This is a genomic window from Alteromonas sp. 76-1, assembly GCF_900654235.1.
In the GTDB taxonomy this organism is placed as follows: domain Bacteria; phylum Pseudomonadota; class Gammaproteobacteria; order Enterobacterales; family Alteromonadaceae; genus Alteromonas; species Alteromonas naphthalenivorans.
The window spans coordinates 2,741,272-2,755,551 of the sequence record NZ_LR136958.1 but is presented as its reverse complement, the minus strand read 5'-3'; the positions used below and the strand labels follow the sequence as shown (position 1 = coordinate 2,755,551).

Sequence of the window (14,280 nt, the reverse complement as noted above, 5' to 3'; positions counted from 1 at the left end):
TTCTTGCTGATCTGTCTGCGCGTAGTTATATGTCTTTAATCATACTGGGGTGAAGTAACATAACCCGTGTTCCTGAATGTCTCTGGGCTTTTTTGCCAGTAGGTATATGCGAAGTGCTGACGTGAAGCGCAGCATGCCATTTTCCGCGCTTATAAATTGTGAAGGTAGTGTGGTTGCATTGCCATTCACGTTATTGACGCCTAGTGGATGCTGGCCTGAACAAATCGTAAAATAAGCGAGTCCCCTCATATCTACCCACCCTAATAAATTGTCAGGTTTAACAATGAAGCTGTTGTGAGCGAGTAGGTCTGCGTGAAAAGTAATACTCGCACCAAAGACCGGCTTGCTCGCCACCGCAATATCCGCATTAGGGCTTAAGCTAAGTTTATACAAGCCATGATGTTCAGGACGAATGTCGTGGTTTGTATTGCTGTTATTTACTAGCGAGAGCATACACGTAGTCTTGTTGGTCTCAGGATAGCTGTAGTGTGGTTTAAGTCTCTTAAAATAGCGTTGATATGGATCAAAATGGGGTAAATCTCTTTTTGGTTCGAGATTCTTACTCATAGGTCATATCCAAATTACTACCTATTAAGCTGCATTCAGGTACATCGTACAGTTATTAAATATAAGCAGACAGAGTAATCTGGGAGCCTCAATATTTATTGAGAACAACAATTTTTTACATATATAAGGATTATGAAAATGAGAACATTAAATGCAGAGGAAATTAATACTGTTAGTGGAGGCGGTATCGATAACTGGCTGACTTTTGCCGAAGTACTCTATGGAACATTATCGATGTCACACAGAGGTTATAGTAACTACGTTGGTAGTGGGCGAAGCATTGAGCATACAACGGTTTGGTAACAAATTCAGTTGACAGGTCATGCACACAGACTTTCGAGCCTGTGTGTATTTTGCATTTAAACAAATACGGTAGGGTGAAACGATGATAGGCGCACTTAACAAAATACATGAAAATCCACTAAGTTATTTATATCGGTTTATCACAAAAAACTGTTTTGAATATTCAAAAAAACCTTTCATAAGAGCTTTCCAACTCCTTTTAATTATACAAGTTCCCGTGATTATATTTGGAACAATTGTAGATATTGTATTTAATCATCGAATTGGGAGCACTATGGAAAACAGTATGGGCATGCTCATCATCATTACGGTTATTGCCCCAGCTCTTGAAACACTTATGATTGCGCTAGCCTATGGCATTTGTAATTCTTTTAGTTTAAGCGAGCGAAGAATGTTAGGAATTAATGCGATATTTTTTGCATCACTTCACTGCTTTGTAGACCCGGTACGTTTTTTCCCCGCCCTATGGGCTTTTCTGTTTTTCTGTACTGCCTATCAAATAGGTAATAAACAAAGTTTTTATAAAGGTTTTTTCTTATCATTTGCATTGCATGTACTGTGTAATTCTCTTGCGGTTGCCTTATTTTTATGCACTATTAAGTAGCAAAATTTACCGCTGTTGGTTATAGATGAAAACTTAAGCTTTTTACAAAAATAGTATTACATTTGCTTTTGATAGTGATATTGATTTTATTAGAATTTAAGCCTATTTTTACCATTAAGTTACTGCGTTTTTACGTACCCTGAGCATGTAAGGGCAAACACTGAAGTGGACAATGGAATGCATCCATGCCTATTTTTGAGCATTGCGCGCACTAAATAAGTGCAATTAATTCAGTGGGTTACTGAAAAATCTCTCTTGCATGCCCGCTTATTACCCATTAGTCTAAGGTTCGGTGTATTTATTAGGCATAGTGGCAAATGAAACAAGAAATAAAAAATAATCCTTCAGTTAATTCATCACGTCGTAATTGGTTAAAGTCAGTAGGTATAGGTGCAGGTGCAGTTGCACTAACAGCATGCGTAGACTCTAGCATTAAAGAACTTAGCGCAGCAGGTATGAAAACGGATCACTTTCCTACTGCTACCCCTAATGTAAGCGACGGTCTTGTTCGTTTATCGTCTAATGAAAACGCCTTTGGCCCTTCAGCTAAAGCAGTAGATGCCATGCAAGGTGAACTATTCAACTTAGCGCGCTACTCAGATGCAACGGTTGATGTGCTTAAAAGTAAAATTGCTGCACAAGAAGGGGTATCTGAAGATCAAATTATTGTTACCAATGGCTCTTCTCCCATTTTATTTGGCTACGCCGATTGGATTACAAAAAATGGTAATAAACTGGTAACGTCTATGGCTACTTACGAGGGTGTTCCTCGTGGCGCAGAATTCATGGGCGCTGACGTAACTTACGTTCCGCTAGATGCTGATATGAATTTCGATTTAGACGCGATTGAAGCTGCGGTTACTGAAGACACCACTGCCGTGTATATTTGTAATCCTAATAACCCAACGGGTACAGTGGTAGATGCGGCTAAACTTACCGCGTTTGCGAAGCGTGTATCTAAAAAAGCGCAGGTATTTATCGATGAAGCGTATATCGAAATGTCAGACGCTTACCCGGCTAATGTACAATCAAAGTTAGTGGCCGAAGGGCATAATGTAGTTATTTGCCGCACCTTCTCTAAAATTCATGCCATGGCAGGCCAACGCTTAGGTTATGCCATTCTACCCGCTGAACAAGCAAAACAATTAGGTGGCATGTTGCGTATGGGTGGTGTGAACTACTTAGCATTAGTTGCGGGTATGGCTAGCATGGAAGATCATGCAAACCTAAATACCATGCGTACAAGGGTAAAAGTAGAACGTGAGAAGCTAACGGCCGCTGCTGAATCGCTAGGCCAGGCTTATGCGAAAAACCCGCAAGGCAACTTCATTTATATGGATACCGGTATGCCGCACGACGAGTTTGCAAAGTTAATGAAAGCGCAAGGAATTAAAGTAGTTGGCCGTACATGGCCTGGCTACGACACATGGTCACGAATCAGTGTAGGTATTCCTGAAGAAACGGATGCGTGCGTAAAAGCATTAAAAACGGTTTTAGCATAAGTTTGTAACGCAATATAAAGACTAAATGCTGGTGGTTTTGTTGATATCTCTATGGGGTACGACAACAGCAAAACCATCGGCCTTTTACCCTTACCGTACTAATACGCATTAGAATTCAAAATACGCTTTCTCTAGTAAAGCACCCTCAACGCAGTATCAATGATGTCGTAGCGCATCAATCAGCTCACTTTTACTCATGGTTGAGCGACCTGAAATACCTACTTCTTTAGCTTTGTCGTAAAGCTCTTTCTTGGTACGTTCTTCATATTTTTTACTTTCACCGCCTTTTTTCGAGGGCGATTGCTCATCGTTGGCTTGCGCGTTGGCAATTCTGGCTGATTTTTCTTTGCTGTAGCCTTTATCCCGAAGCGCTTCATACGTGTCGTCGTTCTTAATCTGTGCGGCGTGTTGCTTAGCCATAGTAATCTCCTTTACTAATTTTTCTCATCGGTAGGTAGCAGAAAAGCCGATAAGGTTAATTAAGTCTTACTTTTTATACTTCAACTTGGCAATTTTGGTGCACTGATAGATAAAAGGTAATGAGCTAATACAGAAGCTAATACATGAGCTAATAAGCGGAATAGACCCTACTTATTCCTGGGTCTTAGTACTGCGTTCTTCATCCATAAAGCAAGTAGGGTAAATCCGCGTTTTATACCTTATTCTACAAAGAAAACCTCAGACTGTAGTTCGTCACCAATGTGAGTATTCGCTCGAATTACCTCTGCTAGCGTAGTGCCTTCTACCATTTCAAGCTCGTCATCGGTCAAATATCTTTGATACCAAAACCGATCACCTTCGCGAAGTTCGTCGAATTGCTTAACATTAATAGCAGTAAATAATTCACCTAACTGAGAACCCGTTTCAGTTTGAGGATCTTCAGATAACCCGCCTACCCATAGCTCAACATCATCAATCGAATTGTAGGCGTTGGACAGTGCAGTTTGCAGCGTGGTGTTTGAAGTAATGTCACTGAAAAATTCAGCACGCTCTAGCCCCATGGCTTCCCGAACATCATTATAGGATGCTAGCCCGTGATCTCGTCCCCGTTGAATATTTAAAGAGATAAGGTCAAAGCCTCCACTGCCAGGCCTACCAAATAAAAAGTTACGTAGTCCATTTACCACTTTAATATCGATAGCTTGATGACGTTGTTTTGCCAGGCCGCGAAGAACAGGGTCAATATCATCTTCTTCAACGTAGAGCCCTATCCCTGTGAAAAAGGCATCACGAAGCGCCAAACTGCCTTCATCTATTGGATTATTGTCGGCATCTAAGCGAAGTATATTGTCACTGACTTCGCTATGACCAAGCCGATAGGCTGCGGTTGAAAACTCATTGTACGTGGTTGGATTTACGCCATCATTATAACCTTGATAATCAGGCATTGTGTTTTCGCCCAATAAAGCAGGTAGGTACTCGTCGTAGGTAATTATCTGCAACTTGGCAATAACAAGACGCCTAGTTTGTTCGTATATATCTTCGACATCGGCTTGGGGCTGTTGCGCCTGTAGAATAGTCGCAATGCGGTTGTGCTCCCTTACCCAAATAGTATGCATAGCGGTAAGCACAGCTTGTTCATTTACCCGAACGTCGCCGCCGAGAAATAACACGCTAGGGTCAGATACAAAGCCATTAGCATTCGGAAATCCGTTAGGATTTCTTGGCAGTAAGTTATTGTCAGATGTAGCTAAAAAGGGCGATTGTTCCCCTTCGCGCAACGCTTCATTACGTTCGGAATCAGAGCCATAAATCATCGAGCCATCTATCCAACTCGTAATTTCATTTTCCTGTTCACGAACGTTATCCGTATCGGTGCCTGTGTCAGGGTCGTAAATTGCACGATTAAATGAAATAGTGACACTCCCTGTACTGTTAGGGTCGAAAAATACATCGCCTGTGGGCACAATGATGTGTTCCGCTTCTAGGGTACTTCCGTCTGTAAGGCTTATATCGTGGTCAATAAACTGTCCCCACTGCCATAAGTAATCACTGGTGTTATAAGTGTTGGGTATACTTTCTCCCTCAGCCTGCATCACCAGCAAGTTGCTTATTTCACGTGCGCTTTTTTGTGCTGAACCGGCCATTTCTGACACGCCGTCAGTGTAAAAAGCAGGGGCTATACGTTGCAGGTGACTAAAGGTAACACCCCAATCGGGGTTATCTTGATTGTTACTACTGCCATCGTAAGAGCGTATTTCTCTACCTCCTTGGGTATTGAAGACAAAATCGTCTCTTCCTTCTCTATCCCGGCTATTTTGGCGTTCTTGATCTACATCTTCGTCAATTCCCTGAGCAGATCTGCCTCTTTGGTTATTATCAGCATTGTTTCTGTTGTTGCCCGAGTTTTCATCGTTGTCGGCGCCATCATTATTTGCATCAGAAATGGTATCAACATCAGGGGATGTTAATGTGGCATTAGTGGTTTGCTCATCGTCGTTGTTGTCTGAACCGCAGCCATATAAACTGCTTAACGTAACGGCTAAAAACGCTAATTTTTTCATAATATGTCCTGTAACTGCTTATTTAAAAAACAATCATGCTCGTTCAAAAAAATGGGGAGATTGATTGCTATTTGAACCTTCAAATCCTTTGAAGCATTTATAATTACTTTTAATTTCTTCAGACGTTTGCATACCGAGGGCAAGGAGCGGCGAGGGGGCAGGCATCTTGTTGTTCAAAGATTAGGAGTGAATAAGACGAAATCTGTTCAAAACTTTACACTTTGTTGACAATTTTTGCTTTAAGTAACTGAGAAGGGCAGAGAGGAAAACAGTAGAAGGGCTTACAAATAAAAATGTCGCTGAGGGATAAAGAGCAAACTTTCGAAAAACAAAAACGCCGCGTGCAGAGCGAGCCGCAGCGGCGTTTTAAAAGCATTTCTTTAAAAAAGAAACTTACTTCTCTATGTTAAACGTAAGCCCTGCTTTTTCAGTGAGGCGAGAAATCAACTTATCACCCAATGCAGATGCAGGTGTAAAGAAGCCGCCAGAAAGTGACACATCTTTACAAAGGCAAAGGGCAGATTCTGAAATCATTTTGCTGGTTGAGCCATAACCCGGGTCTTTATCACCAGTTACTGATACCGCAAGGGTATCGCCATTAGTTGCTTCACCGATAAACATAACATCGTAAAACCCATTTTCCCGCTCTTCTTTACTTGGGCCTTCACCAGGCTTAGGGCCACCCTCACCACCTAATGATTTGTCTTGGGCAACATGGTTCGCCATCGCTTCGCCTTTCTCGCCAGGGCCAGTAAGCATCATCTCATCATACTGAAAGGTTTTGCCGTAGGCGAAGTTTGCCAAGTAATTAGAACGGTGTACGTTCTTGGTATTAATAGCCGCCATAATAAATGGCGCAGCCCACGAACCTAAAGACTCGTCGTAGTATGGCTTGGTGCCATCTGGCTGTGGGTGACTTTGGCTAGCATCTGCAAGCGAGAACGGATTAATCAGTGCAGACATAATCGATTTGTCTTTATGTGCTGCTACCATAGTGGCTTTTAAGCTGGCTGCTGTACCACCAGAAAACGTACCCTGCATTTTTCTCACACGGCCTTTTACGTATTCAATCGCGGCGCCGGTTTGCTTTTTAGCGTGTTCTTGTAAGAAGTGAACCCCCAAATCGAAAGGTACAGAGTCGAACCCACACGAAAAAACAATATTGGCACCCGTGTCTTTTGCTTTGGCTTCATATTTATTGATCATCTGGTGCATCCACGCAGGCTCACCACATAAGTCGGTATAGCCCGTGCCGTTGTCAACGCAGGCAGAGAGTAATTTTTCACCGTAAATTTGGTAAGGCCCTACTGTGGTTAATACCACTGATGTGCGCTTAGTCAGCGAATCTAGTGCAGCGTCGTCATCACCATCTGCAATAATACTTACCACATCTTCGCTAATACCTAACTCTGCTTTAACATCCGCAAGCTTGGCTTCGTTGCGCCCGGCAATAGCCCATTTTACGCTGCTGTCGCTGCCATACTGGCTTTGGAAGTATTCAGCTACCAATTTACCAGTGAAGCCCGTAGCACCAAAAATGACTACATCGAATTCCCGTTGATCACTCATAAATATCGTGTCCTATTTTATTTTTCATGGAAAACTTACGTGCAACCAATATACGCAATCCATTCAGGTTAAATTATTTTTTTAGGTAATAATTGAGTATTGATTTGGGTGTGAATGCACACGTAATTTACCACCCAGTATTTAATGCGCAGTACTTGCTAAAACAAAATAGACAGAGGCGAATAAATAGCGGTTAGCGAATGTAGGGTTTAACAAATCGTTTCATACGGGTTAAGCCTTCTTTTAAACGGCTTATCTCTGTGGCAAACGACAGCCTTACATAACGAGTAGCATTATGTTCGCCAAAGTCGTCACCGGGTGTTAATGCCACATATTCGGTTTCTAATAAACGGTCACAGAACTCAATGGCGGTAAGACCGGTAGGTTCAATATTGATGTACGCGTAAAACGCGCCATCTGGTGTAGCGTCAATACTTAAGCCCATGTCTGCAATGGCGTCCAGCACAAACGAAGCACGTGTTCTCAGTTGAGCTTTTTTCTGTTCACATTGGGCAAGTGACTCCGGTGTAAAGCACGCTAGCGCAGCTTGCTGGGCTAGGGTAGAGGGGCAAATAAATAGGTTTTGTGCTAATCGCTCCATAACTTGGGTCATACCTTCGGGTACCACACACCAACCTAAGCGCCAGCCTGTCATACCGAAGTATTTGGAAAAGCTATTAATCACAATAGTATTGTTGTGCAAGCGTTCGTTCGCCAAAACCGTGTTAAGTGGGGCAGGTTGCTTTGCAGCAGAAGGCGAGCTATCGCGTAAATCTAAGTTGAGATAAATTTCATCAACAATAAGAAATCCATCATTTTGCTTGCAGGTTTCACCAATACTATATAGTTCCTTTTCTGCAATAGCGGTGCCAGTTGGGTTAGCCGGGCTAGCGATAAGCACGCCTTTGGTTTTACTATCCCAATGGTGTGTTACATCGTCATGGGTTAACTGAAATTGTTGCTTGCTAGAAGTCGGCACTAACGTAACTTCGCCGCCAAAGGTGTTTAAAAATCGACGATTACAAGGGTATGAAGGATCGCCAAGTATTACCTTATCGCCGTTCTCAACGAGCGCTGCACTCACTAATAATAAAGCCGCTGATGCGCCAGCGGTAACTACAATGCGCGAAGCTGGAATATCAACGTTGTGCTGTGTTTTATAAAACTGGGCAATGGCGCTTCTAAGTTCAGGCAAGCCTAATGCTGAAGTATACGGGTAATCAGCTTGAGACAACGACTGCTTCATAGCCTCAACAACCGGCGTGGGCGCGCCAAAGTCAGGCTCACCCAAGTTTAACCGAATAACATCATGCCCTTGATTGCTAAGCGCAGTGGCTTTTTCACCATAGGCCATGGCTAAAAAAGGGGATAGGGTGGTGGCTCGGGTAGCGTACTTCAACATACTTTCTTACAACGTGGGGGTAACAATGCCCGTACTATATCAATTGTGCCAGCCTAATTACCAACAAAGTCGCCATATCTAATAGCAAAAGCAGGTAGCGTTAGCCAGCTGCAATGACCAATAGCGGTTCTAGTCGCGATTTTTAATAGCAATCAATACAAGCATTAACCATCTGCGACTAGGTTAGAACCTTATCCATTAAAAATTCACGCAATAGTCAGTGTTTTTCGATGAATAGCCATATGCATAATCAAACACTTACGATAGGGTAGAAGAGGTATAAGTTGAGATGATATAAAAAGTAAAATACAGCGTTGGCGTTATTTAAAAGGAAATCAGTCGTGTTGGTCGAAAACAAACAAAGTAATAAAAAGGCTAGGGTTGAGAAGCGCTTCTCGTGCAGCGCTATACGGTGGTTCATGGTTGTGGTCGTGTCTGCTGTTTTCGCGACACCTGTGTGGGCAGCGTTACCCACCATTAGCGAATTTACCAAAGAGATGTCAGCCAAAGATGGCCTCATCCCCGTGTATTATGATGATGAAACTGACAAAGTGTATTTATCGATACCTAATGATGAGCAGCAGTTTTTATTTCAAAGCAGCTTACCTTACGGCGTAGGCTCTAACGATATTGGTTTAGATAGAGGCCAGTTAGGGCGCACTCGCTTAATTGCCTTCGAACGCTTTGGCAATAAGCTGATGCTGAAGCAGTTAAATACTAAGTACCGTGCAGCCCATGGCAGCGCTGCTGAAAAACAAAGTATTAGTGAAGCTTTTGCAAGTTCGGTATTAGCAGGTTTTGTGATAGTTGCGAAAAGTGATAATGCGAATTTAATCGACTACACACCTTTCTTGTTCAGCGATATTCACGGCATCGGTAACCGGCTAGCAGCTAAAAAACAAGGCAGCTTTAAAGCAGACAAAAGCCGTAGCGGAGTATATTTACCTCGCACAAAGGGGTTTGAGAAAAACACCGAGCTTGAAGCTTTAGTCACGTTTGCTGGCAGCAAGCCGGGTAACTATTTGACAGATGTCGCGCCAGATGCAGAAAACCTTTCGGTACACCTTCATCATTCATTTGTTGCATTACCTGACGATGGCTATACACCACGGGCTTATCATCCCTACTCAGGTTATTGGAAATTCCGCTATTTCGATTACTCTACGGCAATCAATGAGCCTACGGAGCAGCGCTTTATTACACGCCACCGTCTCGCCAAGGTATCACCACATGCGCCTATGAGCGAAGCGGTTGAACCTATTGTGTATTACCTAGACCCAGGTATTCCAGAACCGGTGATGTCCTCATTAAAAGAAGGCGCCAGCTGGTGGAACCAAGCTTTCGAAGCGGCAGGTTATAAAAATGCCTTTCAGGTGAAAGTGTTGCCCCAAGATGCCGATCCCATGGATGTCCGTTACAACGTGATTAACTGGGTGCATCGGGCTACCCGAGGTTGGTCTTATGGTTCGTCCGTGGTCGACCCTCGCACGGGTGAAATTATTAAAGGCCATGTGACGCTGGGCTCACTGCGTGTTCGCCAAGACTATTTAATCGCACTAGGGCTTACCAGCCCATTTTCTGGTGACAATGCTAGCTCACCTGAACAAGAAGCCATGGCGTTAGATCGCATCAAGCAGCTCTCTGCCCATGAAGTAGGGCATACCTTGGGCATAGCACACAATTTTGCGGCCAGTGAAAACGACTTGGCTTCCGTGATGGATTATCCACACCCGCGCATTACCCTAAAAGGCGATAAAATTAGCCTTGAAGGGGCTTACGATAAGGGCATAGGTGCCTGGGATAAACACGCTATTGTTTATGGCTATCAAGAATTTGGTTCTCTCAATGAAGAAGCCGAAGGTTTGGCTAAGCAAATTGTTAAAACTCGTAATCAAGGACTGGCATTTAAGTCAGATTCTGATACCCGAAGTTCGCGTCATAGTTCGGCAAATGGACACATGTGGGAAAACGGTGCCGATCCGCTAGATGCTTTCGATGAAATCTCTGCGGTCAGACGCCATGCGCTTGAACAACTGGGAATGGATACTCTGAAACCCAATGCTAGCTTGTCGTCACTAGAAAATGCATTAGTGCCAATTTATTTGCTTCATCGCTTTCAATTAGAAGCGGTAGCAAAACAAGTGGGAGGCTTGATTTACGAATACGAGCGTAAGGGCGATTACACCACGCCACAAGGTCAGCAAGACGTTGCACCACAGCTACAGCAACGTGCCATGCAGCAGCTTATTACTGCCACTACCGTGCCTTATTTAACTATTCCTGAAAGCGTATTAGCACTCATTCCGCCCACTGCGTACGGTGATGATGTTACCCGTGAGCATTTTCAGGGAAAAATGGGGCTTATGCTCGACCCAGTATCAGCAGCAGCCTCTGCCAGTGATTTTGCATTGTCATTATTACTACACCCAGAGCGTTTAAATCGTTTAGCGTGGCAAAGTAGCCGAACAAAAGCACTCGTGGGTGTGGAAGGGCTAGTGCGCCAGATATTAAACGTGCATTGGTATCGCGTTAAACACAAACGCGGGGCTAAAGGCGATTTGGTTGCTTCACGTCTACAGTTAGTTGCATTGAATGCCATAATGAAAGCCGTAACAAACCCAGCATTGGCACCAGAAGCTAAAATGGCGATGCACAGTGCGTTGCTTGAGTTCGATGAATGGCTAGATGATGATAGCGATAGAGACGCTGATGAAGTTTTGCATAAGTACTTCGATACTTACTGGAAATCAGGTCATTGGTCTGGGGCGTTTGAAGTGAAGCCGTTACCACCGGGTTCACCTATATAGTTTTATTTCAACAACGCTGAAATTTAGGTGTGTACTTTTGCTAACGCCTAAAACTCAACAGCTAACACGTAAACATTAATAAAAAGCGGTTAACCTAAAACAGGTTAACCGCTTTTTTTTGTTCCTAGCGTTGTTTGAGTTTGTGTTCTTAAACTTAAGGTTGTTATTGAGCTTGTTGAGGCTCGGTTTTTTCTAAATGTTAGGCTTAAGCTTCTTTTACAAACTGCTCACTTAATACATGGTACAAATATTCAGGCTTAACGGGTTTTACAATATGCGCATTCATGCCCACGGCGAAGCTTTTTTCTATCTCTGTTTGCATAGCGTGTGCTGTCATCGCCACAATTGGAACATCTAGCTTTAACTCTTCTCTGATTTTTTGAGCAGCAGTTAACCCGTCCATCACAGGCATTTGCATATCCATCAAGACAAGATCGAAAACGTTCTCTTGCTCCAACATTTGCATAGCAATTAAGCCATTTTCTGCAACACTGACCTTGGCCTTAGTATCGGCTAAAAACAGTTTGGCAACTTTGCGATTTATCGCATCATCTTCTACCAAAAGGATATTTTTATCAGAAAAATCGGGTGGCGCTTTAGCTTCACTTTCTAACGATGCCATTTGAGGTTTGCCCCGAGTAGACATTCTCAGTAAGCAATTCTGCAACGAGCTGCTATTAACCGGTTTCTGTAGATAGTACTCTACGCCCACTGGTCGCCCGAGGGTTTTAAGTGATTCAATATCATAAGCTGACAACATCGCAATATTAGGCTTACCTTGACTGAACTCCTGATTAATAATTGAGGCTAACTCGATGCCATCAATGTCCGCCATTTTCCAATCAATAATGATTAAATCATACGGTACATTACTTGCCACAGCGGTACGCAGGTACATAAGCGCTTCTTTACCACCAGTGGCCAAATCTGGGTTGATATTGATGCGCAGTAACGCTTCCGCTATTGCTTGTCTTGAAAGCATAGTGTCGTCAACCACCAACACTTTTAGGTCGGATAACGTTAGGTTTCCTAACGTAGTGGGTTGTGGCAGTTGATTATGCTGCTCAACTAACACAGTGAAAAAGAAAGTAGCGCCTTGACCAAGCTTACTCTCTACCCATATTTCCCCGCCCATTAGCGAAACAAGGTGCTTACAAATTGATAAGCCCAACCCCGTTCCGCCATATTTACGGGTAATGGATTCATCAGCTTGCGTAAAGGCATCGAACAGTGATTCTATCTGATTTGTTGAAAGGCCAATTCCCGTATCTTTTACTGAGAACTCAAGTAAAACGCCGTGTTCAGAGTATTTTTTATTAACCGATACGAACACCATTCCTTCGTCAGTAAACTTAATGGCATTGCTTAGCAGATTATTCAGCACTTGCTCAATACGCAGGGCATCACCAGAGACTTGAAGGGGAACGTCCCTTGCCACGTACTGTAACAATTCAATACGCTTCTCTTTAGCATTTATCCCGTGTAACCGAATGACTTGCTCGACCAGCTTGTCGAGTTCAAAAACCTCAGATTCAATATTAAGTTTTCCCGCTTCAATTTTTGAAAAATCTAGCACATCGTTAATTACCCCTAGTAGGGTTTGTGACGACTGTTCAATTTGGGATAGGTTGGTTTTTTGTTCTTCATTAACAACAGATTTTTGCGTTAGCTTTGTAAGCCCCACTATGGCGTTCACTGGTGTTCTAATTTCGTGGCTCATACGGGCTAAAAATTCTGATTTCGCGTCGGTGGCATTTTGTAGGTTTAACGCAAGCTCCCGCAATTCTCGCTTCTGTTTAAGCGTAATAACAAACATAAAAAATAAAAGAATAGCGACGCAGCAAATCGTGACAATGATGTACACCTGAAACGTACTATTTTGTTCTGACAGTTGTTGACTAAGTTCTAATTCAGTAATTTTTTGTATCTTTTGATCGGTTTCTAAACGGGCTCTGTTAAACGCTAGTTGCTCCGATTGGCGGGTATCAAAGACCTGCTGCTTCAATTCTGAATGTTGCAAAAGAAATTGATAGGCATCGCGATATTGGCCCTTAAGTAGCGCAATGTTGGCTTGCATCTTTAAGCCTTCATACTGATATTCAGTAATGTCTAAATCTTGTGCAATGGATAAGAACTTCAAAACCGTTTGGGCGGCTTCATCAATGCGTTCTAATTTGAGTAAAACCTCAGACTGCAATGCAAGTCCCGCTAGCTCACGTTGGCGTTGCTTCCCAGCAATTGCATGCTCGATAATATTTTTAGTAACCGCAAGCGCTTCTTCATGGTTACCTAATTGCAGGTAAGTTTTTGCCAAATAGAAATTCAAGATAGGCGCGAATTTGTCGGGGTTAGTATTTACTCGGTCAATCAACGACTTCGCTTGCTCTATTTCTCCCTTAGCCAGTAGGCCAGACACAATGAAACCGTAGCCTTGTTCCTCGTAATAGGTGTTGCCGCGTTTAATTGATTCGGCGACCAGTTGTTCACCTGTATTTATTAAGTTATCGGCCCATTGATTGGATTTAGAATACAAATTTCCGATGGCTTGCAACGTGTTTTGTATGTAGCTGGTGTCTAACGACTGATGAATACTCAGGCTGTTAAGCAGTAACTCTAGAGATTCACCATATAAATCAAAGAAATAAGTGATTATTCCTTGTCGTCTTAACGCTTCGGCAAGTTGCAATTGGTTATTAGCTTCTGTGGCTAGTTTTTTTGCCTGGGTGGCCATTTCATAAGCCAGCTTATAATTACCCTCAAGAATATACGAATGACTTTTTAGGTTAAGCAAGTGAGCTTCATAGGCTGGAAGGTCTTTGTCTGCTAGATACTTTTCGGCTTGATTAAGGAGTTTCTTTGCGAGCGTGGGGTTAACAAATACATTCTTATCGGCAGTTTGCAATACCTTCTCAATATCGACAGTTACGTCTTGAGAAAACACAGAAAAACTGGGCAGTGCTAAAAGCACTACCCACAAAAGACACCACAATCTCATAAAATTAAATCCATATAACCAGTATCA

The 14,280-nt window shown here is 42.9% G+C and carries 10 protein-coding genes; 4 read left to right on the top strand and 6 right to left on the bottom strand.

Annotated features, from left to right (window positions below):
• Nucleotides 1–39 precede the first annotated feature (39 nt).
• Nucleotides 40–567 (bottom strand): hypothetical protein, encoded by a 528-nt coding sequence (locus tag ALT761_RS11960; protein ID WP_232043444.1) that lies wholly within the window; start codon nucleotides 565–567, stop codon nucleotides 40–42.
• Nucleotides 568–705: 138 nt separating this feature from the next.
• On the opposite strand from ALT761_RS11960, the gene ALT761_RS20630 reads away from it, so the two are divergent.
• From ALT761_RS20630 to ALT761_RS11950, 3 genes are all read left to right on the top strand, one after another.
• Complete coding sequence (locus ALT761_RS20630) at nucleotides 706–870, top strand: hypothetical protein (RefSeq protein WP_172602881.1); 165 nt, start codon at nucleotides 706–708, stop codon at nucleotides 868–870.
• An 82-nt stretch (nucleotides 871–952) separates the two neighbouring features.
• Nucleotides 953–1,474, top strand: a complete 522-nt coding sequence (locus tag ALT761_RS11955; RefSeq protein WP_129738977.1) for a CPBP family intramembrane metalloprotease — start codon at nucleotides 953–955, stop codon at nucleotides 1,472–1,474.
• Nucleotides 1,475–1,791: 317 nt separating this feature from the next.
• On the top strand, nucleotides 1,792–2,976 hold the full coding sequence (locus ALT761_RS11950; RefSeq protein WP_129738975.1) for a pyridoxal phosphate-dependent aminotransferase: 1,185 nt from the start codon (nucleotides 1,792–1,794) through the stop codon (nucleotides 2,974–2,976).
• A gap of 156 nt (nucleotides 2,977–3,132) precedes the next feature.
• Here ALT761_RS11950 and ALT761_RS11945 read toward each other — a convergent pair whose 3' ends face one another.
• The 4 genes from ALT761_RS11945 to ALT761_RS11930 form a co-directional block, all read right to left on the bottom strand.
• Complete coding sequence (locus ALT761_RS11945; RefSeq protein WP_013783695.1) at nucleotides 3,133–3,396, bottom strand: DUF7218 family protein; 264 nt, start codon at nucleotides 3,394–3,396, stop codon at nucleotides 3,133–3,135.
• A 239-nt stretch (nucleotides 3,397–3,635) separates the two neighbouring features.
• Nucleotides 3,636–5,480 carry a peroxidase family protein gene (locus tag ALT761_RS11940; protein WP_129738973.1) on the bottom strand — a complete coding sequence of 615 codons (1,845 nt, stop codon included), beginning with the start codon at nucleotides 5,478–5,480 and terminating at the stop codon, nucleotides 3,636–3,638.
• A 393-nt stretch (nucleotides 5,481–5,873) separates the two neighbouring features.
• Nucleotides 5,874–7,049 carry a saccharopine dehydrogenase family protein gene (locus ALT761_RS11935; protein WP_129738971.1) on the bottom strand — a complete coding sequence of 392 codons (1,176 nt, stop codon included), beginning with the start codon at nucleotides 7,047–7,049 and terminating at the stop codon, nucleotides 5,874–5,876.
• A 193-nt stretch (nucleotides 7,050–7,242) separates the two neighbouring features.
• Nucleotides 7,243–8,451, bottom strand: a complete 1,209-nt coding sequence (locus ALT761_RS11930; protein WP_442858126.1) for an aminotransferase class I/II-fold pyridoxal phosphate-dependent enzyme — start codon at nucleotides 8,449–8,451, stop codon at nucleotides 7,243–7,245.
• A gap of 419 nt (nucleotides 8,452–8,870) precedes the next feature.
• Between ALT761_RS11930 and ALT761_RS11925 the strand changes: the two genes are divergently transcribed.
• Nucleotides 8,871–11,258 (top strand): zinc-dependent metalloprotease, encoded by a 2,388-nt coding sequence (locus ALT761_RS11925; protein WP_232043592.1) that lies wholly within the window; start codon nucleotides 8,871–8,873, stop codon nucleotides 11,256–11,258.
• Nucleotides 11,259–11,463: 205 nt separating this feature from the next.
• Here the strand turns inward: ALT761_RS11925 and ALT761_RS11920 are convergent, their stop codons facing one another.
• Nucleotides 11,464–14,253, bottom strand: coding sequence for a tetratricopeptide repeat-containing hybrid sensor histidine kinase/response regulator (locus ALT761_RS11920; protein WP_129738967.1), 2,790 nt, complete (start codon nucleotides 14,251–14,253; stop codon nucleotides 11,464–11,466).
• Nucleotides 14,254–14,280: the final 27 nt, after the last annotated feature.